At 68.8% G+C, this 19283-nt stretch carries 13 protein-coding genes; 8 read left to right on the forward strand and 5 right to left on the reverse strand.

Annotated features, from left to right (window positions below; translation table 11 throughout):
• Window positions 1-19 precede the first annotated feature (19 nt).
• From AC5Y4S_RS24690 to eccA, 5 genes are read left to right on the forward strand one after another with little or no spacing between them, the layout of a single operon-like run.
• Window positions 20-1048: a MinD/ParA family ATP-binding protein gene (locus AC5Y4S_RS24690; protein ID WP_142282201.1), complete on the forward strand. Its 1029-nt coding sequence runs from the start codon at window positions 20-22 to the stop codon at window positions 1046-1048.
• Entirely contained in the window at window positions 1045-2574 is a 1530-nt protein-coding gene (eccD, locus tag AC5Y4S_RS24695; RefSeq protein WP_500035223.1) for a type VII secretion integral membrane protein EccD, read from the forward strand. The genes AC5Y4S_RS24690 and eccD overlap by 4 nt, the downstream gene beginning before the upstream one ends.
• Window positions 2559-4235 (forward strand): type VII secretion-associated serine protease mycosin, encoded by a 1677-nt coding sequence (mycP, locus tag AC5Y4S_RS24700; RefSeq protein WP_500035224.1) that lies wholly within the window; start codon window positions 2559-2561, stop codon window positions 4233-4235. Before eccD ends, mycP begins: the two co-directional genes overlap by 16 nt.
• A complete protein-coding gene (gene eccE, locus AC5Y4S_RS24705; RefSeq protein ID WP_500035225.1) occupies window positions 4232-5812 on the forward strand; it encodes a type VII secretion protein EccE in 1581 nt (526 codons plus the stop codon). The genes mycP and eccE overlap by 4 nt, the downstream gene beginning before the upstream one ends.
• 17 nt (window positions 5813-5829) lie before the next feature.
• Window positions 5830-7668 carry a type VII secretion AAA-ATPase EccA gene (eccA, locus tag AC5Y4S_RS24710; protein WP_500035226.1) on the forward strand — a complete coding sequence of 613 codons (1839 nt, stop codon included), beginning with the start codon at window positions 5830-5832 and terminating at the stop codon, window positions 7666-7668.
• A gap of 20 nt (window positions 7669-7688) precedes the next feature.
• On the opposite strand, the gene phoU is transcribed toward eccA, so the two are convergent.
• The 4 genes from phoU to AC5Y4S_RS24730 form a co-directional block, all read right to left on the reverse strand.
• Window positions 7689-8351, reverse strand: coding sequence for a phosphate signaling complex protein PhoU (phoU, locus tag AC5Y4S_RS24715; RefSeq protein WP_500035227.1), 663 nt, complete (start codon window positions 8349-8351; stop codon window positions 7689-7691).
• A 130-nt stretch (window positions 8352-8481) separates the two neighbouring features.
• The gene (locus AC5Y4S_RS24720) at window positions 8482-8835 is read right to left on the reverse strand and encodes a WhiB family transcriptional regulator (RefSeq protein WP_500035228.1); all 354 of its coding nucleotides are present in this window, start codon (window positions 8833-8835) and stop codon (window positions 8482-8484) included.
• A 312-nt stretch (window positions 8836-9147) separates the two neighbouring features.
• Window positions 9148-9612: a nitroreductase family deazaflavin-dependent oxidoreductase gene (locus AC5Y4S_RS24725; RefSeq protein ID WP_500035229.1), complete on the reverse strand. Its 465-nt coding sequence runs from the start codon at window positions 9610-9612 to the stop codon at window positions 9148-9150.
• 1 nt (window position 9613) lies between these two features.
• Complete coding sequence (locus tag AC5Y4S_RS24730) at window positions 9614-10462, reverse strand: NAD(P)H-binding protein (RefSeq protein WP_500035230.1); 849 nt, start codon at window positions 10460-10462, stop codon at window positions 9614-9616.
• Window positions 10463-10572: 110 nt separating this feature from the next.
• Here AC5Y4S_RS24730 and sigI point away from each other — a divergent pair, with 110 nt between their 5' ends.
• The gene (gene sigI / locus AC5Y4S_RS24735; protein ID WP_500035231.1) at window positions 10573-11448 is read left to right on the forward strand and encodes an RNA polymerase sigma factor SigI; all 876 of its coding nucleotides are present in this window, start codon (window positions 10573-10575) and stop codon (window positions 11446-11448) included.
• On the opposite strand, the gene AC5Y4S_RS24740 is transcribed toward sigI, so the two are convergent.
• Window positions 11445-12620, reverse strand: coding sequence for a MinD/ParA family ATP-binding protein (locus tag AC5Y4S_RS24740; RefSeq protein ID WP_500035232.1), 1176 nt, complete (start codon window positions 12618-12620; stop codon window positions 11445-11447). The genes sigI and AC5Y4S_RS24740 overlap by 4 nt on opposite strands.
• Before the next feature lie 580 nt (window positions 12621-13200).
• Here AC5Y4S_RS24740 and gltB point away from each other — a divergent pair.
• Both gltB and AC5Y4S_RS24750 read left to right on the forward strand, forming a co-directional pair.
• The gene (gltB, locus tag AC5Y4S_RS24745) at window positions 13201-17778 is read left to right on the forward strand and encodes a glutamate synthase large subunit (protein WP_500035233.1); all 4578 of its coding nucleotides are present in this window, start codon (window positions 13201-13203) and stop codon (window positions 17776-17778) included.
• On the forward strand, window positions 17771-19237 hold the full coding sequence (locus AC5Y4S_RS24750; protein WP_500035234.1) for a glutamate synthase subunit beta: 1467 nt from the start codon (window positions 17771-17773) through the stop codon (window positions 19235-19237). Before gltB ends, AC5Y4S_RS24750 begins: the two co-directional genes overlap by 8 nt.
• Window positions 19238-19283: the final 46 nt, after the last annotated feature.

Raw genomic sequence — 19283 nt, forward strand, 5'->3', positions numbered from 1 at the left:
CGTGTTAGAGTTGGCGGTCGTGACGACCTCTTGGAATGACCCCAATATGTACGACGAAGAGAGGCTTGGGCGGGGGGAACCGCCAGCGGCGCGCCACCGGGATTCGGTATCGGACACAATGCGTATTACCGATTTAGCCGCACCCCGAAAAATACCGCCAGGCTCCGGTTGGCGAAAATTCATTTACAACATTTCTTTCCGCAATATAAACCTCGGGGAATCACCGAGGGAGCGGCATTATCGCGAATTAAAGGAACGCATCCGGCGGCATATCCGGCGGCAGTTCGTCATCACGCTCGTCTCGGGCAAGGGCGGTGTCGGCGTGTCGACCTTGGCCGCGTGCATCGGTGGCGTCTTCCGCGAGTGCCGTCCGACGAACGTGATCGCGATCGATGCGGTTCCCGGTTTCGGAACGCTGGCGGACCGCATCGACGAGTCGCCGCCCGGCGACTACACCGCCATCATCAACGACACCGACGTCCAGGGCTACGCGGACATCCGCGAACACCTCGGGCAAAACGTGGTCGGGCTCGACGTGCTGGCCGGCAACCGGACGTCCGACCAGCCGCGGCCGCTGGTGCCGGCGATGTTCGCCGGGGTGCTGGCTCGGTTGCGGCGCACCCACAACGTAATGGTGGTCGACACCGCCCCGGACCTGGAACACCCGGTCATGAAGACCGTTCTGGACAACACCGACACCCTGGTGTTCGTATCCGGAATCACCGCGGACCGCTCCCGGCCGGTGTTGCGCGCCATCGACTTCCTCAGCGCGCAGGGCTATCACGAGCTGGTCTCGCACAGCACCGTGATCATCAACCACACCGACAGCGCCGTCGACAAGGACGCCTTGGCCTACTTGACTGAGCGGTTCACCAAGGTCGGCGCGACCGTGGAAGTGATGCCGTTCGATCCCCATCTGGCAAAGGGGGGCATCATCGACACGGTCCACGAGTTGAAGAAGAAGTCGCGGTTGCGGCTCTTCGAGATCACCGCGGCCCTGGCCGACAAGTATGTGCCCGATGCCGGCGCCGAGAGGGCCCAGCAGTGACCTCGCCCCACAAGGTCGCCTTCCCGGCGCGGTGTGCGGTCAACATCTCCTACGACAGGCACCTGTGCTCTCAGGTCTTCCCCGCGGGGACGCCGGTGGAGGGCTTCTTCGAGGGCATGGTCGAACTGCTCAGCGACGACCTGAAACGCAAGGGCTTCGACGGGGTCGCGTTGCCGCCGGGCAGCTACGAGCTACACAAGGTCAACGGCGTGCGCCTGGACATCAACAAGAGCCTCGACGAGCTCGGCGTCCAGGACGGCGACACGCTGGTGCTGGTGCCCCGGGTCGACGGGGAATCCTTTGAGCCGCAGTACGAGTCGTTGTCGACGGCGCTCGCGGCCATGGGCAAGTGGCTGGGCCGGGACGGCGGGGACCGGATGTTCGCACCCGTGACCGCGTTGACGGCCGCCCATACGGCGATCGCGATCGCTGCCATGGCGGCCGGCGTCGTAGTCGGATTGACCTTGCGGGAGCGCACCTTCACCGACGGCCTGGTCCCCGCGGCCGTCGCCGGCGTGGTCGGGGCGCTCCTCGCGGTCGCATCGATCGTCGTATTTCGGGGATGGCCGCAGCGGCGTGATATGTTCAGCGGATTCGCTTGGCTCACGGCGCTTTTGGTCGCCGTGGCGGGCGCGTGCGCCCCGCCCGGCAGGCTCGGTGCGCCGCACGCGCTGATCGGGCTCGTAGTGGTGATCCTGGGCGCCATCGCGATCAGCGCCGCGACGCGCAAGCGCTGGCAGACTGCGGCGGCGACCGCGGTGGTGACGGTGTGCGGGATCGCGGCCACCGTGGCCGCCGCCCGGATGTTTCGGCCGGTGTCGGCGCAGGTGCTGGCGATCTGCGTGCTGTTCGGGCTGCTGGTGCTGGTACGGATGGCACCGACGATCGCGCTGTGGGTGGCAAGGGTGCGGCCGCCGCACTTCGGATCCATCACGGGCCGAGACCTATTCGCTCGCCGCGAGGGCATGCCCGTGGACACGGTGTCGCCGGTCAGCGGGAAGGAAACCGAGGACGAGGACGACGAACTCACCGACATCACCGCCCGCGGCGCCGCGATCGCCGCCTCGGCGCGGTTGGTCAACGCGATTCAGGTCGGCCTGTGCGTCGGGGTGTCGGTCGTGCTGCCCGTCGCGGTGTGGGGGGTGCTGACGCCGGGTCGCCGCTGGGCGTGGTTGGCCCTCCTGGTCGCCGGTCTCGTGGTGGGCATCTTCATCACCCAGGGCCGCGGATTCGCCGCCAAGTACCAGGCCGTCGCGCTGGTGTGTGGCGCATGCGCGGCGGTGTGCGCCGGTGTCGTCAAGTACGCACTTGCCGGACCCAGGAGCCTCGAAGCCGCCCTGGTGTGGCCGGCCGCGCTGGTGGTGGCATTCGCCGCATTGGGTTTGGCCGCAGCGCTTTTGGTGCCCGCGACACGGTTCAGGCCGTTGATCCGGTTGACCGTGGAGTGGCTCGAGGTACTGGCCATGATCGTGTTGCTGCCGGCGGCCGCGGCGCTGGGAGGGCTGTTCACTTGGCTTCGGCACTGAAACCGGTGTGCACCCGGGCCGCCGCGATTTTCGCAGCCCTGACCCTGGTCGCCCTTACGGGCAATATTCCTGCGGCCCAGGCTATTTCACCACCCAAGGTGGATCCGGCCGCGGTTCCGCCGGACGGGCCGCCGCGACCGGACCAACCGATGCGGCGCGGCAACAGCTGCTCGGTGCCGATCACGGTGAAGACGCCCGACGTCTCGCAGCTGGCGCCCGGTTTCGACCTGCTCAACATCAGCCACGCGTGGCAATACAGTACGGGGAACGGGGTTCCCGTCGCGGTCATTGACACGGGGATAACGCCGAACCCGCGCCTGCCGGTTGTGCCCGGCGGGGACTACATCATGGGTGAGGACGGCCTGTCGGACTGCGACGCGCACGGCACCGTCGTCGGCGCGATCATCGGGGCCGCACCGCAGGGTCTGGTGCCGATGCCGCGGCCTATCCCGCCCACGCCGGCGTTCCCGCCGCCGGCCGCGCCGCCGCCGGCCGTCGGGGCGCCGCTGCCTCCGGTGGAGGTCCCGCCGCCCGCCCCGCCGCCACCACCCCCGCCGCCGGTGACGATCACCCTCGTTCCGCCACCGCCACCGCCGCCGCCCCCACCGCCTCCACCCCCCGAGGCCGGCGCGATGGCTCCCTCCAATGGACCGCCCGACCCGCAAACCGAGGACGAACCCGCGGTTCCGCCGCCCCCGCCGGGAGCACCCGACGGGGTGGTCGGGGTGGCCCCGCACGCGACCATCATCTCGATACGCCAGTCGTCACGAGCCTTCGAGCCGGTGAATCCCGCTCCGGCGGACCCGAATTCGGATGAGAAGGTCAAAGCCGGCACCCTGAATACTCTGGCCCGTGCCGTCGTCCACGCGGCGAACATGGGCGCCAAGGTGATCAACATCTCGGTGACCTCGTGTCTGCCCGCGGCGTCCTCGACCGACCAGCGGGCGCTTGGCGCCGCACTCTGGTACGCGGCGACCGTCAAGGACGCAGTGATCGTCGCCGCGGCCGGCAACGACGGGGAAGGCGGCTGCGACAACAACCCGATGTACGACCCGCTGGACCCGGCGGATCCGCGGGACTGGCACCAGGTAAAGGTGATCTCGTCGCCGTCGTGGTTCTCCGACTACGTCCTCTCGGTGGGCGGCGTCGACGCCGGCGGAGCGCCGATCGACAAGAGCATGTCGGGTCCGTGGGTCGGTGTGGCGGGGCCCGCGACGCACATCATGGGCCTATCGCCCCAGGGCGGCGGACCGGTCAACGCCTACCCACCGTCCCGGCCGGGCGAAAAGAACATGCCGTTCTGGGGCACCAGCTTCTCGGCGGCGTACGTCAGCGGCGTCGCGGCGCTGGTTCGCGCGAAATACCCTGAGCTGAGCGCACATCAGGTCATCAACCGGATCGTGCAGTCGGCCCATAACCCGCCCGCCGGCGTCGACAACAAGGTGGGCTACGGCCTGGTGGATCCAGTCGCCGCGTTGACGTTCAACATCCCTCCCGGCGACAAGATGCCCCCGGGCGCGCAAACCCGCGTGATCACGCCGGCCGCACCCCCGCCGCCCCCGGATCATCGGGCGCGCAACATCGCGATCGGCTTCCTCGGTGTCGTCATCGCCGGTGTGTTGGTCGCGGCGATCAGCGCGCGACTGCGGAGGGCGCGATGAGGTCGCGCTTGACGGGCTTCAACCCGGGCAGCAACCGGCGGGTCGTCGGGATACTGGTGGTGTTCCTTCTGGCGCTGGCCGGTTGGGCGGTCGGCGGTTACGTCGGCGCCGCGGTGGCCGCGGTGCTGGGCGTCGCGGTGGTGTTCGTGCCGTGGCGGGGGCAGCCGACGTGGTCATGGGCGGTCCTGTGGCGGCGGGGTCGGCGGCCGATCTCTTGGAGTGAGCCAATCACGGTGGCCAGCAACCGATCCGGAGGCGGAGTGCGCGTCGAAGACGGCGTGGCGGTGGTGGCCGTGCAGCTGCTCGGCAGGGCACACCGGGCCACTACGGTGACAGGCTCGGTGAGCGTCGAGACCGAGAACGTGATCGATGTCGTCGACCTGTTGCCGCTGCTGCAGCACCCGCTGGGCCTGCAGCTCGACTCGATCAGCGTGGTCTCGATCGGGTCGCGGTGCGGCAACGTGGGCGACTACCCGCGGGTCTATGACGCGGAGATCGGCACCCCGCCCTACGCGGGCCGCCGCGAAACATGGTTGATCCTGCGGTTGCCGGTGATCGACAACACCGATGCCTTGCGGTGGCGCACAACCCTTGGCGCTACGGCCATTTCGGCGGCTCAACGCATCGCCGGATTGCTGCGTTGCCAGGGTTTGCGCGCCAAGGTCGCCACCGCGACGGATCTCACCGAGCTCGATCGTCGGCTGGGCTGGGATGCGGTGTCCGGCACGACGCAAAAGTGGAAGGCCATCCGCGGTGAGGCAGGGTGGAGGACGACGTACGCCTACCCGGCCAATGCGATCAACTCCCACGTGCTCGCGCAGGCGTGGACGCTACGCGCCGATGAGGTCATCCAAAACGTGACGGTGTATCCGGATGGGGAGTGCACCGTCACGGTCACGGTGCGCACACCGACGCAGGCGCCGAGCCCGCCGAGCGTGGTCCTGCGCCGCCTCAACGGCGAGCAGGCCGCCGCGGCGGCCGCCAACATGTGCGGCCCGCGCCCGTTCCTGCGGGGACTGCGGCGAACTCCGTTGCCGCAGAGCCTGATCCTGGAAATCGGGCCGTCGGGGGTGTTGGTGGGCAAGTTGAGCAACGGCGACCGACTGATGATTCCCGTCACCGATGCCGGGGAGTTGTCACGGGTGTTCGTCGCCGCCGACGACGCGATCGCCAAGCGGATCGTGATCCGCACCGCCGGCGCCGGCGAGCGGGTGTGCGTGCATACCCGCGACCTGAAGCGTTGGGCCAGCGTGCGGATGCCGGTGGTCAGCGTCGTCAGCACCCCGCGGCCGGCGCCGCGCACCACCGTCAGCGTCGTCGAGCTCGCGCGTCCGGACGCCAGGGACGTCGCGATCTCGCCCGCGCCGCGGCCGGCCACCGTGATCACCGTCGCGCCGGCCGGCACCGCGCTACCGGACGGTCACGGGCATGCGTTCGAGGTAGCCATCCAGCAGGTGAGTGGTGCGACGGTGCGAGTGACCGCGGCCGGCGAGACATGGCTGGTGGACATGGACCTGTTCCGTGCGGAGAACCGCTATGTCAACCTCGAGTCGGTCGCGATGTCGTTCGCGACCTAGCCAGGACGGTGCAGACAATGGGGGACTTGCTCACGGCGCGTAGGCATTTCGACCGCGCCATGGCGATCAGGGACCGGCAGGGGCCCGCCGCGGCGCTGCCGGAGTTCATCGCCGCCACCGAAGCCGACCCGTCGATGGCGGACGCCTGGCTTGGCCGGATTGCCTGCGGCGACAACGATCTGGCCTCGCTGAAGCGGCTCAACCATCATCGCGAATGGCTGCACCGGGAGACCACCCGGATCGGCCGCACGCTCGCTGCCGAGATGCAGTTGGGCCCCTACATCGGCATCACGGTCACCGACGCGTCCCAGGTGGGGCTGGCGCTGTCCTCGGCGCTGACGATCGCCGGCGAATACGCGGAGGCGGACAAGCTTTTGGCCAACCGCGAGCTGCTCGACTCGCGGGTCAACTACCAGTGGCATCAGCTGGCGCGAGCTTTCCTGATGTATGCGACGCAGCGCTGGTCGGATGTGTTGCTGACGGCAGCGGAAGAGCTGCCGCCGCAGGCGATCATCATGTCGGCGGTGACGGCGTCGATCTGCGCGCTCGCCGCGCATGCCGCCGCACACCTCGGGCAGGGCCGGGTGGCGCTGGACTGGCTGGATCGCGTCGACGTGATCGGCCAGAACACGTCGTCGAGCCGGTTCGGCGCCGAGGTGTTGACCGCCTCGATCGGCCCGGCCGACATTCCGCTGCTCGTAGCGGATTTGGCGTACGTGCGCGGCATGGTGCACCGCCAGCTGCACGAGGAGGACCGCGCCCAGATCTGGCTGTCCAAGGCGACCATCAACGGGGTGCTGACCGATGCGGCGAAGGCCGCGCTGGCCGACCCGAATCTGCAGCTGGTCGTAACCGACGAGCAGGCCATCGCCAGCCGCACCGACAAGTGGGACGCCTCGACGGCGAAAAGCCGCGAGCAACTGGACGACGCCGACGCGGCCGAGCGGCGCGCCGAGCTCCTGGCCGAGGGCCGGCGGCTGTTGGCCAAACAGGTGGGCCTGGCTGCGGTCAAGCAGGCGGTGTCGGCGCTGGAGGACCAGCTCGAGGTGCGCATGATGCGCCTCGAGCACGGGCTACCGGTGGAGGGACAGACCAACCACATGCTGCTGGTTGGTCCACCGGGAACCGGCAAGACGACCACCGCCGAGGCGCTGGGCAAGATTTACGCCGGGATGGGCATCGTGCGCCACCCCGAAATCCGGGAGGTCCGCCGGTCCGACTTCTGCGGCCACTACATCGGGGAGTCCGGGCCCAAGACCAACGAGCTGATCGAAAAGTCGCTCGGCCGAATCATTTTCATGGACGAGTTCTACTCGCTGATCGAACGCCACCAGGACGGCACACCCGACATGATCGGCATGGAGGCCGTCAACCAACTGCTCGTCGCATTGGAAACCCATCGATTCGACTTCTGCTTCATCGGGGCCGGCTACGAGGATCAGGTAGACCAATTCCTCACGGTCAACCCGGGTTTGGCGGGCCGGTTCAACCGCAAGCTGCGATTCGAGTCGTACTCTCCGGCCGAGATCGTGGAGATCGGGCAACGCTACGCCAACCCGCGGGCCAGCCTGCTCGACGACGGCGCCCGGGAGGCGTTCTTGGCGGCGGCCACCACGATCCGCAACTACACCACTCCCGGCGGTCAGCACGGGATCGACGCCATGCAGAACGGCCGGTTCGCCCGCAACGTCATCGAGCGCGCCGAGGGGTTCCGCGATACCCGGGTCGTCGCCCAGAAGCGGTCGGGCCGGCCCGTGACCGTCGAGGACCTGCAGATCATCACCGCCGCCGACATCGAGGCGGCCGTGCGCAGCGTGTGTTCGGACAACCGCGACATGGCCGCCATCGTCTGGTAGCCGGCTGCCGACACCGGCCGCTACCCGACGAAGTCCGCGCTGTCCGGAAACCTGCCGGTGGCCTGGAAGATGACCCGCCTGGCGATTTCGACGGCGTGGTCGGCGAAGCGTTCGTAGAACCTGCCCAGCAGGGTCGCATCGACCGCGGCGGCCACGCCGTGTTGCCATTCGCGATCCATCAGCTCGGTGAACAGCTCGCGATGCAGGTCGTCCATCGCGTCGTCTTCGACGTTGATGAGGCGAGCCTTTTCGGGGTCACCGGTGCGCAACACCTCTTCGGCGGCACTGCCCAATCCGACTGCCACGCGGCCCATCTCAGCGAAATAGCCGTTGGCCTGTTCGGGCAGCACGTGTTCGGGATGACGGCGGCGAACGATCTTTGCGACGTGGGCGGCCAGGCCGCCCATTCGTTCGACGTCGGCGCAGAGCCTGATCGCGGTGACCACGGCTCGGAGGTCGCCGGCCACCGGCGCTTGCAGGGCAAGCAGCACGAACGCTGAGTCTTCGGCGGCGCCGCTCATCTTGGCGAGCTCGCCCTTCTCGGCGATGACCTTTTCGGCCAGCGCAAGGTCGGCCTGCAGTAGGGCCTGGGTGGCGTCCTGCATCGAAGCGCCGGCCATTGCGCACATATCGGCGAGCTGCTCATTGAGGGCGGCTAGCTGCTCGTGGTAGGCCGTGCGCATTGCCCTAGGTTACGTCCGGCCAGGTTACGCGGGTGTTCGGGGTTAGCTTCGCCAGGGACCGGACGGCAAGCTCGGACAGGGATGCGGCGAGACAGGTTGCGACGGGTCCCGATTGGACTCGGCGCGCAGGTCAGCCCGCGCCGCGATTGCGTCGTTCGCTCAGAAACTTTGACCAGGACGGCATCTCGGGATGCCGCTGGAGGAGGGCCCGTCGTTGGCGCTCGGTCATGCCGCCCCAGACACCGAATTCCACCCGGCTGTCCAACGCTTCCGCTAAGCACTCCTGCATGACCGGGCAGCGGCGGCAAACCGCCGCGGCCTCGCGCTGCGCGGCACCCCGGACGAAGAGTGTGTCGGGGTCGATGGTCCGGCAGAGGGCTCTGGACACCCAACTTGTCTCTTCCGCCGCCGCCGCCGCGCTGCGCAGCGCCCCTCGGGAAACCCCACCTTGCCGCCTTCGACCGGCTTCTTGTGATCCTGACATCGGCCTTCTCCCCGGCTCAACATCCCTCACCGCAACAGAACATGCTGCCCTGATTCCCGGGAGGTCACCGCTGAAAACCCGGCAATGCAGCGATTCGTCTGCTTGCAATGTAGCCGTTCCCTGCAGTTGGCGTGCGGTTACCGCGGGCGGATCAGCGAAGTCGTGTCGAAGGGCTGACGAGGGATGAATCGACCCACCGGACAAGGGATCAGGCGTGGAGCCGGGTGACCAGGACGTCTACGGACTGGGCGACGGCCTGCCGGGGTGGGCGATCGGGTCGATGGCCTCTCGCCGACACACAGCGCGAGAAAATCAACGGGATTTCTCGCGCTGTTTGACGTTCGGCTCGAACCGGAATACGGCGACGCGGCCCGCCAGTGCCTCGAATTCGTCGGCGGTTCCGTCGCGCACCATCCCCGAGCGCTTCGCGAACGCCACCCCGACGGGCACCTCGGTGGCGAACGCCCGCAGCACCGGACGCGCCTCGTCGGCGTCGAGTTCGATAATCCTGACCTCGCGCGAGCGTCGGCCCCGGCTCAGCGTGCCGCTGCCCGCGGCGCGGGCGTTGGCCGCCCAGTCGGCACCGGGGTAACCGGCCACCACATAGAGGCCGCCGCGAAATTCGAAGGGTGTCATCGGCGTGCGGCGCCGCTGACCCGACTTGCGACCGGGCACCGTCAGCACCATGGCGGGCCCGGTGGGGATCCCCAACCGCTGGACCGCCATCATCACCTTGTTCATGGGCTTGAGGTAGCGCGGCGGGCGTGGTTCGGACACGTCAGGCTCCTTTCGCTTGGGCGAACAGGTCACGGTGCTCCGAAACCCAATGCGCGATCGGCGTCGCCGGCCGGCCGAGGATCTTCTCCACGTCGTGGGTGACCAGCGCGGGCTTGTCGAGCGTCTCGGCCAGCATGGCGATGTAGGCGTCGGCGAAGTCGGCGCCGAACCCGATGGCGATGAACCGCTGCCGCACCACTTCCGTCGGCGCCTCCTGGTAGCGCAGCGACCGACCGAGGACGTCGCCGATCGCCGCGGCCAGCTCGGAGTTGGTGAACGCCTGCGGACCGGTCAGCGGGATCCGCTGGCCGACAAGGTCATCGGTGAGCAACGCGCGCGCCGCCACCGCCGAGATGTCGCTCTCGACGATCGGTGCCGTCGACGCCGCCGCGTAAAGTCCGGCCACCACATCCCCGGCGCGGATCTGCGCCCCCCACATGCCGGCGAAATTGGTCACGAAGACCGACGGCCGCAGGCTCACCCACTCCAGACCGGATTCGACGGCGAGCTGTTCGACCTCTTTGTTGCGGTCACCGCGAAAACGCGACGGCTGCCGCGAGAAGTCGTCGTCGGCGTTGATCGCCGACAGCGCAACCAGCTTGGTGACTCCCGCGCGCCCACATTCCGCGACCACCCGGGACAGGTCCGGGCCCAGCGCGCGGGAATTGAGGAAGACGGCCGAGGCGCCCGGGAGCGCGTCGGAAGCCGAGCGGACCGCCTCGACGCCGGCCGGAAGCCCGGCGGCATCGGGTGCGCGGGTTACGGCGCGGACGTGGGCGCCCGCGGCTAGGAGTTCGGCAACGAGCGGGCGCCCGACGTTGCCCGTCGCTCCGGTTACGACGATCGTCATGGGGAGGGTCCTTCCGTGAGGTTTCAGTGCTGCACCAAGGACGGCCCCGGGGGTGGGAAAGTTACAGTCGAAACACGTAACTTTTTGCGGAACCAAATCGTCGAAGGTTCATGAGCCAGTCGCAGTCGTCCAGCGACCAGGTCGCCGAGGCCTGGCGCAGTAATCGCCCGTATCTGGTGAATCTCGCGTATCAGATGCTCGGCGACGTCGGCGACGCGGAAGACGTTGCGCAGGAAGCCTTCTTGCGCCTCTCGCGTGCCGATTTGAACGAGATCGACGACGTCCGCGGCTGGCTGACCGTGGTGGCGAGCCGGATCTGCCTCGACCAGCTGCGTTCGGCGCGCGCCCGCTACGAGCGGCCGGGCGAGGTCGAGCCGCAGCCGGCGTCGCCGCGCCTGGACCCGGCCGACCGGGTCACCCTCGACGACGAGGTTCGTACCGCCTTGCTGGAGGTCTTACGCCGGCTCAGCCCCGGTGAGCGGGTCGCGTTCGTGCTGCACGACGTGTTCGGCGTCCCGTTCGACACCATCGCCGAGACGGTGGGCCGTCCCGTCGGCACCTGCCGTCAGCTGGCGCGGCGCGCACGCAGCAAATTCACTGTGGCGCAACCGAAATTAAACGAGGTGGCCCCAGCCGAGCACCAGCTCGTCACGGAGAAGTTCATCACCGCGTGCGCCAACGGCGACATCGCCGCATTGACCGCGGTGCTGGACCCGACGGTCTGGGGGGTGGGCACGGTCCTGGCCGAGCCGGCGCCGCCCCCGCAGATCAACCACGGGCCGGACGCGGTGGCCACCAACCTGCTGCGCTATCTCGGCCCGGAAGTGACCCTGGTCGTCGGGCCCGCGGGAGGACCCGCGGTGTTGGCCTTCGTCGACCGCCGGCTCTTCGCGTCGATCGTGCTGACGATTCGCGGTCGCCTGGTGACGAAGATCGAGGCCATCGCCGATCCGTGGGCGCGCCTGGGTGCCGGTCAGCGGCCTTAGTGCGCCGCACGGGGTGGCCGGGCGGCGAAATACCCCGCGACCGTCGCCGTGACCTCGAGAAACCTGCGCCGGGCCGCCGGGGACATCTCGCGGTCCACATCGATGACGCCGCCCGGCCGTAGGTGGGGATCGAAGGGCACCTCGACCACCGGCTGCCCGTGTTCGACGAATTCGCGCGCCAGCAGCTCCCGGGTGCGTTTGTCCGCGTGGCCGTCGGAGTCGTTGAGCACCACGATGGTGCGGCGCAGCAGGCCCGTCAGGCCCCTCTCCGACAGCCATTCCATGGTCCGCGCGGCCGCGGATGCCCCGTCCGCCCACGGCGAGGACACCACGATCAGCGCATCCAGGTCGCGCAGCACCTCCTGGGTCACCGGCGCGTCCATGGTCGAGCCGCAGTCGATGACCGAGACCGTGAAGTGGTGGTCCAACCGCAGCGCGGCCTCCCGGTAGATCGCGGAGTCGAGCACCCGGCGCGGCCCGGACGCCGGCTCGCCGCCGAGCACGTGCAGGCCGGCGGAGTTACGGCCAAGGCGCCCAACCACATCCGCGAACGACCGCAGGTTCTTGTCGGCGGTCAGTTCCCAAAAGGAGCCGGCCGATCGCGGATCGATTCGGCTGCTCAACCGGCCGAACGCGGTGTCGGCGTCGATCGCCACCACATGGTCTTGGCGGCGCAGCTCGGCGAAAAGCGATCCGACGCTGGCGGCCACCGATGTCTTGCCCACCCCGCCCTTGCCCAGCACGCCGACCTTGTAGTTGCCGTGCAGGGGGGTTCGGATGGCCGCCTCGTACTGAGCCTCCTGGCGCTGCGCGGGCGACGGGCCCAGCCTGACCAGGCCGAAGGTGGCCAGCCGCAGGACGCGTCGCCAGCCACGCTCGGGTAGTTCCGCCGCGGCGGTCGGTGCGGGCTGCTGTGGCGGCGGGACCGGGGGAGGGGCCGGGCGGGGCGGCGGATGGGGCGGACCCGCGGGGCGCTGCGGCGCCGCGGGTGGGCGCGGCGCCGCGGGTGGCGGAGGCGGCGCGGGCCGGGGCGGCTGTGGTCGCGGCGCCGGCGGACCGGCTGTTGCCGGGCTCGAGCCGGGTGGGGGCGGGGGAGCGGGTGGGCGTGCGGCGGGCGCACCGGGCTGGTCGGGCTGCAGACGGTCCCGCAGGAATTCGTCGCGCTCGTTCATGGGCTCCTCGAGTGCCGGACCGGTACCCGTCCAGTATCGGCCACCGGCCGCCGGCGGACCTTCACCCGGTGTGCGCAAACTTTCGCGCGATCGGCCACCGCCCGGCTGCGATTCGGTCCGCCGACCGCTGAGCACGCGGGTGAGTAGGACCGGCGCGGACCCCGCGGCACGTGGGCGCCATCACAGCAAACTTGGCCGAATTGGTGATCACCCCCGCCGGTCGGCTAGAATCGACGCCGGGGTCGGGACAGTCGAAGCCCAAAACTCCCATGTCGGCGCCGTCGTCGACCGCCCGCCGCGACGAATTTACGCCGCCGCCGGTTGCCGGTTAGACTTAACGAAGTTGGCATGTCAGGCGGGTATTGTCATATCGTTTTACGACTTGTCGAAACCAGCTTCAGGCCACCGTTCAGCGCTGCACGGACGAATCTCCAACAACGGATCATCCCGCCTGGGGCACAGCCTATCGGCAAGACCGAAGGGGCCAACGGGTCCGAGACCCGCAACCCTCTCGGGTTGCGGCCCCACCGGAGCCGCTCGTAACGGCAGCGAAGAACGTTTGGTGAAGGGTCAGGTGCATATGACGCCCAAGCGCGTCGGGTTATACAACCCCGCGTTCGAGCACGATGCGTGCGGGGTAGCCATGGTCGTCGATATGCACGGCCGCCGCAGCCGCGACATCGTCGACAAGGCGATTACCGCGCTGCTCAACCTCGAACACCGGGGTGCCCAGGGTGCCGAGCCGCGCAGCGGTGACGGCGCCGGCATCCTGATTCAGGTTCCGGATGCGTTCCTGCGCGAGGTCGTGGAGTTCGAGTTGCCCCCCGCGGGCAGCTACGCCACCGGCATCGCGTTCCTGCCGCAGTCCTCCAAGGACGCCGCGGCCGCGTGCGCGGCGGTGGAGAAGATCGCCGAATCCGAGGGCCTGCAGGTGCTGGGCTGGCGGAACGTCCCCACCGACGACTCGTCGCTGGGCGCGCTGTCGCGCGACGCGATGCCGACCTTCCGGCAGGTGTTCATGACGGGCGACTCCGGCATGGCGCTGGAGCGGCGGGCCTACGTGGTGCGCAAGCGCGCCGAGCACGAACTGGGGACCAAGGGCCCGGGACAAGACGGCCCCGGTCGCGAAACCGTTTACTTCCCAAGCCTTTCCGGCCAGACATTCATCTACAAGGGCATGCTGACCACCCCGCAGCTCAAGGCGTTTTACCTTGACCTGCAAGACGATCGGCTGACGAGCGCGCTGGGCATCGTGCACTCCCGCTTCTCCACCAATACCTTCCCGTCCTGGCCGCTGGCACATCCCTTCCGTCGCATCGCGCACAACGGCGAGATCAACACCGTCACCGGCAACGAGAACTGGATGCGGGCCCGCGAGGCGCTGATCAAGACCGACCTCTTCGGGGACGACGTGGAGAAGTTGTTCCCGATCTGCACCCCGGGCGCGTCCGACACGGCGCGCTTCGACGAGGCACTCGAGCTGCTGCACCTGGGCGGCCGCACCCTGGCGCACGCGGTGCTGATGATGATTCCCGAAGCGTGGGAACGCAACGAGTCGATGGACCCCGCGCGGCGGGCGTTCTATCAGTACCACGCTTCGCTGATGGAGCCGTGGGACGGCCCCGCGTCGATAACGTTCACCGACGGCACCATCATCGGAGCCGTGCTGGACCGAAATGGCTTGCGCCCCTCCCGGATCTGGGTCACCGACGACGGCCTGGTGGTGATGGCCTCCGAGGCCGGCGTGCTCGACCTGGACCCGGCCAGGGTGGTCCGCCGGATGCGGCTGCAGCCCGGCCGGATGTTCCTGGTGGACACCGCGCAGGGCCGCATCGTCGCCGACGAGGAGATCAAGGCAGAACTGGCCGCCGAGCATCCCTACCAGGAGTGGCTGGACAAGGGCCTGGTTCCGCTCGACGACCTGCCGCAGGGCGAGTACGCCCGGATGCCGCACGAGCGACTCGTCAAGCGCCAGTTGACCTTTGGCTACACCTACGAGGAACTCAACCTGTTGGTGACGCCGATGGTGCGCTCCGGTGCCGAGCCGATCGGCTCGATGGGCACCGACACCCCGGTCGCCGTGCTGTCCCAGCGCCCGCGGATGCTCTACGACTACTTCCAGCAGCTGTTCGCGCAGGTGACCAACCCGCCGCTGGACGCTATCCGCGAGGAGGTGGTGACCAGCCTGCAGGGCACCACCGGCGGCGAGCGCGACCTGCTCAACCCCGACGAGTTCTCCTGTCACCAGATCGTGCTGCAGCAGCCGATCCTGCGTAACCACGAGCTGGCCAAGCTGGTCAACCTCAACCCGGACGACAAGGTCAACGGCCGCCCACACGGCATGCGGTCCAAGGTGATTCCCTGCCTGTACCCGGTCGCCGAGGGCGGCGCCGGGCTGACCGCCGCGCTCGAGGAGGTGCGCGCGCAGGCATCCGCCGCGATCGCCGACGGCGCGCGGGTCATCATCCTGTCCGACCGCGGCTCCGACGAACAGCTGGCGCCGATCCCGTCGTTGCTGGCGGTGGCGGCGGTGCACCACCACCTGGTGCGCGACCGGACGCGCACCCACGTCGGCCTGGTGGTCGAGACCGGTGACGCCCGCGAGGTGCACCACATGGCGGCGCTGGTCGGGTTCGGCGCGGCGGCGATCAACCCGTATCTGGTGTTCGAGTCGATCGAGGACATGCTCGACCGCGGGGTCATCGACGGGATCGACCGCGACAAGGCGCTGAACAACTACGTCAAGGCGGCTGGCAAGGGCGTGCTGAAAGTGATGTCCAAGATGGGCATTTCGACGCTGGCCTCCTACACCGGCGCGCAGCTGTTCCAGGCCGTCGGCATTTCCGAGGACGTGCTCGACGAGTACTTCACCGGGCTCTCCTGCCCGACCGGCGGGATCACCCTGGAGGACATCGCCGCCGACGTCGCCGCCCGCCACAAGCTGGCCTTCCTCGACCGGCCCGACGAGCGCGCCCACCGCGAGCTCGAGGTCGGCGGGGAATACCAGTGGCGCCGGGAGGGCGAGTACCACCTGTTCAACCCGGAGACCGTGTTCAAGCTGCAGCACGCCACCCGCACGGGGCAATACAAGATCTTCAAGGAATACACCCGCCTCGTCGACGACCAGAGCGAGCGGCTGGCGTCGCTGCGCGGGCTGCTGAAGTTCCGCGGCGACGTGCGGCCTCCCGTCCCGCTGGAAGAGGTCGAGCCCGCCAGCGAGATCGTCAAGCGCTTCTCCACGGGGGCAATGAGTTACGGCTCGATCTCCGCCGAGGCGCACGAGACGTTGGCGATTGCGATGAACCGCCTCGGCGGCCGGTCCAACAGCGGCGAGGGCGGCGAGGACGTCAAGCGATTCGACCGCGACCCGAACGGGGACTGGCGCCGCAGCGCGATCAAGCAGGTCGCCTCCGCCCGCTTCGGGGTGACCTCGCACTACCTGACCAACTGCAGCGACATCCAGATCAAGATGGCTCAGGGCGCGAAACCCGGTGAGGGCGGCCAGCTTCCGGGCCACAAGGTGTACCCGTGGGTGGCCGAGGTGCGGCACTCCACGCCCGGCGTCGGGTTGATCTCGCCGCCGCCGCACCACGACATCTACTCCATCGAGGACCTGGCGCAGCTGATCCACGACCTGAAGAACGCCAACCCGGCCGCGCGCGTGCACGTCAAGCTGGTCTCCGAAAACGGGGTGGGCACCGTCGCCGCCGGTGTTTCCAAGGCGCACGCCGACGTGGTGCTGATCTCGGGGCACGACGGCGGCACCGGCGCGACGCCGCTGACGTCGCAGAAGCACGCGGGCGCCCCGTGGGAGCTCGGACTGGCCGAAACGCAGCAGACCTTGCTGCTCAACGGGTTACGTGACCGGATCGTGGTCCAGGTGGACGGGCAGCTCAAGACCGGCCGCGACGTGATGATCGGGGCGCTGCTCGGCGCCGAGGAATTCGGCTTCGCCACCGCCCCGCTGGTGGTGGCCGGCTGCATCATGATGCGGGTGTGTCACCTCGACACCTGCCCGGTCGGCGTCGCCACCCAGAACCCGGTGCTGCGCGAGCGGTTCACCGGCAAGCCCGAGTTCGTCGAGAACTTCTTCATGTTCATCGCCGAAGAGGTGCGGGAGTACATGGCGCAGTTGGGCTTCCGCACCTTCAACGAGGCCGTCGGCCAGGTGGGGTCGCTGGACACGACGCTGGCGCGGGCGCACTGGAAGGCCCACAAGCTGGACCTGGCGCCGGTGCTGCACGAGCCGGAGTCGGCGTTCATGAACCAGGACCTGTACTGCAGCTCGCGGCAGGATCATGGCCTGGACAAGGCGCTCGACCAGCAGCTGATCGTGATGAGCCGCGAGGCGCTGGACTCCGGCAAGCCGGTCCGGTTCTCCACCACGATCAGCAACGTCAACCGCACGGTGGGCACCATGCTCGGCCACGAGCTGACGAAAGCGTATGGGGGCCAGGGCCTGCCGGACGGAACTATCGACATCACCTTCGACGGGTCGGCCGGCAACAGCTTCGGCGCCTTCGTGCCGAGGGGCATCACGCTGCGCGTGTACGGCGACGCCAACGACTACGTCGGCAAGGGGCTGTCGGGCGGCCGGATCGTGGTGCGGCCGTCGGACAACGCGCCGGCCGACTATGTCGCCGAGGACAACATCATCGGCGGCAACGTGATCCTGTTCGGCGCCACCAGCGGGGAGGCCTACCTGCGCGGCGTCGTCGGCGAACGGTTTGCGGTACGCAACTCCGGCGCCCACGCGGTGGTCGAGGGCGTCGGCGACCACGGCTGCGAATACATGACCGGAGGCAAGGTCGTGATCCTCGGCCGCACCGGCCGCAACTTCGCGGCGGGCATGTCCGGCGGCGTGGCCTACGTATACGACCCGGAGGGCGAATTGCCGAACAACCTCAACGCCGAAATGGTCGAGCTCGAGGCGCTCGACGAGGACGACCTGGAGTACCTGCGGGGCACCATCCAGGCGCACGTCGATGCCACGGATTCCGCTGTCGGCCAGCGCATCCTCGCCGACTGGCCCGGCCAGCACCGGCACTTCGCCAAGGTGATGCCGCGCGACTACAAGCGCGTGCTGCAGGCAATCGCCGAGGCGGAGCGCGACGGCATCGACGTCGACAAGGCGATCATGGCGGCCGCGCATGGCTGACCCCACCGGCTTCCTGAAATACACACATCGGGAACTGCCGAAGCGCCGGCCTGTCCCGCTGCGACTGCGCGACTGGAACGAGGTCTACGAAGACTTCGACGACGAGACCCTGCGCCATCAGGCAACCCGTTGCATGGATTGCGGTATTCCGTTCTGCCACAATGGATGTCCGTTGGGCAATCTGATCCCCGAATGGAACGACCTGGTGCGCCAGGGCCGTTGGCGCGACGCGATCGAACGGCTGCACGCCACCAACAACTTCCCGGACTTCACCGGCCGGCTGTGCCCGGCCCCGTGCGAGCCGGCGTGCGTGCTGGGCATCAACCAGGATCCGGTGACGATCAAGCAGATCGAGCTGGAAATCATCGACCACGCCTTCGACGAAGGCTTCGTGGTGCCGCTGCCCCCGGACAAGCTGACCGGAAAGACCGTCGCCGTGGTGGGTTCCGGCCCCGCGGGCCTGGCCGCCGCCCAGCAACTGACCCGCGCCGGCCACAGCGTGACCGTTTTCGAGCGCGACGACCGCATCGGCGGGCTGCTGCGCTACGGCATCCCGGAATTCAAGATGGAAAAGCGCGTCCTGGACCGGCGGCTGGACCAGATGCGGGCCGAGGGCACCGAGTTCCGTGCCGGCGTCAACGTCGGGGTCGACATCACCGTCGAACAGTTGCGCGGCGACTTCGACGCGGTGGTGCTGGCCGGCGGCGCCACCGCCTGGCGCGACCTGCCCATCCCCGGCCGGGAGCTGGACGGCATCCACCAGGCGATGGAGTTCCTGCCCTGGGGCAACCGCGTCCAGGAGGGCGACGACGTCCTGGGTCCCGACGGCGAACCGCCGATCACCGCCAAGGGCAAGAAGGTCGTCATCATCGGCGGCGGTGACACCGGGGCCGACTGCCTGGGCACCGTGCACCGGCAGGGCGCGATCGCGGTGCACCAATTCGAGATCATGCCGCGTCCGCCGGAGGCGCGCGCCGAGTCGACCCCGTGGCCGACCTATCCGCTGATGTACCGGGTGTCATCGGCGCACGAAGAGGGCGGCGAGCGGGTGTTCTCGGTCAACACCGAGGAGTTCGTGGGCAAGGACGGGCACGTGACCGGCCTCAAGGCTCACGAGGTCACCATGCAGGACGGCAAGTTCGTCAAAGTCGAGGGCACCGACTTCGAGCTCGAGGCCGACCTGGTGTTGCTGGCGATGGGATTCGTCGGCCCCGAGAAGGAGGGCCTGCTCACGGATCTCGGCGTGAAGCTCACCGAGCGCGGCAACGTCGCGCGCGGCGCCGACTTCGACACCTCCGTCCCCGGCGTCTTCGTTGCCGGCGACATGGGTCGCGGCCAGTCATTGATCGTTTGGGCGATTGCTGAGGGCAGGGCTGCGGCGGCGGGGGTCGACCGGTTCCTGATGGGTTCGACGGCGCTTCCGGCGCCGATCAAGCCCACCGCGGCCCCGCTGACGTAGTCACATCAGTCACACCAGAAACAGAAGAATTCAATTCGGCGTTTCT

It is taken from the genome of Mycobacterium sp. NGS64, from assembly GCF_059812245.1.

What these genes read in the sequence shown, in the direction of transcription:
- AC5Y4S_RS24750 (WP_500035234.1), top strand. Translation starts at nt 17,771, where the DNA reads ATGGCTGACCCCACCGGCTTCCTGAAATACACACATCGGGAACTGCCG.
- eccE (WP_500035225.1), top strand. Translation starts at nt 4,232, where the DNA reads ATGAGGTCGCGCTTGACGGGCTTCAACCCGGGCAGCAACCGGCGGGTC.
- AC5Y4S_RS24740 (WP_500035232.1), bottom strand. Translation starts at nt 12,620, where the DNA reads ATGAACGAGCGCGACGAATTCCTGCGGGACCGTCTGCAGCCCGACCAG.
- gltB (WP_500035233.1), top strand. Translation starts at nt 13,201, where the DNA reads ATGACGCCCAAGCGCGTCGGGTTATACAACCCCGCGTTCGAGCACGAT.
- eccA (WP_500035226.1), top strand. Translation starts at nt 5,830, where the DNA reads ATGGGGGACTTGCTCACGGCGCGTAGGCATTTCGACCGCGCCATGGCG.
- AC5Y4S_RS24730 (WP_500035230.1), bottom strand. Translation starts at nt 10,462, where the DNA reads ATGACGATCGTCGTAACCGGAGCGACGGGCAACGTCGGGCGCCCGCTC.
- AC5Y4S_RS24720 (WP_500035228.1), bottom strand. Translation starts at nt 8,835, where the DNA reads ATGTCAGGATCACAAGAAGCCGGTCGAAGGCGGCAAGGTGGGGTTTCC.
- phoU (WP_500035227.1), bottom strand. Translation starts at nt 8,351, where the DNA reads ATGCGCACGGCCTACCACGAGCAGCTAGCCGCCCTCAATGAGCAGCTC.
- sigI (WP_500035231.1), top strand. Translation starts at nt 10,573, where the DNA reads ATGAGCCAGTCGCAGTCGTCCAGCGACCAGGTCGCCGAGGCCTGGCGC.